Below are 639 nucleotides of genomic sequence, written 5' to 3'. Positions count from 1 at the left end.
GAATGCTGGCCATTGAATTGCCAATTAAATCCATTAAATACTTTGCATGGAACTGTGACTCCATATTATCCATGGATATAATCCTGTCAATGGATTCATTAATAATGGTGTAACAGGAACTTGCAGTGTCTTTTCCATCCTTAATTTCATTAACCATTCTATTAAAGTCCTGAAGCATTTTAATGTGTGCCTCCTTCCTCTGGATTGCCTCAAGCATATCAAGTGCCTGTATATTGCTTGCACCCTCCCATATAGGTGTTATTAAGGCCTCCCTGTGCCACCGTTCTATTGGAAACTCGGATAAAAATCCTATACCGCCATGGAGTTCAGTGGCCATTTCTGTAATAATTGATGATGACTCTGCTGTAATGTTTTTTACAATATGCGTCATTAACCTTGTATAATTATAATCACCGTCATATGGTGGTTCAGATTTTATGGACTTATTAAAGAGATCAATGGTTTTAAACGTCAGTGCAAGGGAACCCTCCAAGAGTATCTCCATATCCAGCAGGTCCCGTTTAATACCGGGATGGTCTATAAGCAATGAACCGAAGGTTTTTCTCTTCTTTGAATAATAATACGCCTCTAAATAAGCCTTTCTTGCAATCCCACATGCTGCTGCAGCATTATCAAGCC

1 protein-coding gene is annotated in these 639 nt (G+C 39.0%); it reads right to left on the bottom strand.

What is annotated here, in order from left to right; genetic code table 11:
• A partial coding sequence (locus AOG54_RS04530) for an acyl-CoA dehydrogenase family protein (RefSeq protein ID WP_269082560.1) occupies nt 1-639 on the bottom strand: 639 nt, incomplete at both ends.

The organism is Acidiplasma aeolicum (assembly GCF_001402945.1).
GTDB classification, from domain to species: domain Archaea; phylum Thermoplasmatota; class Thermoplasmata; order Thermoplasmatales; family Thermoplasmataceae; genus Acidiplasma; species Acidiplasma aeolicum.
Note: the sequence above shows the minus strand (reverse complement) of the source record. Positions and strands in the feature narration are given on the sequence as shown.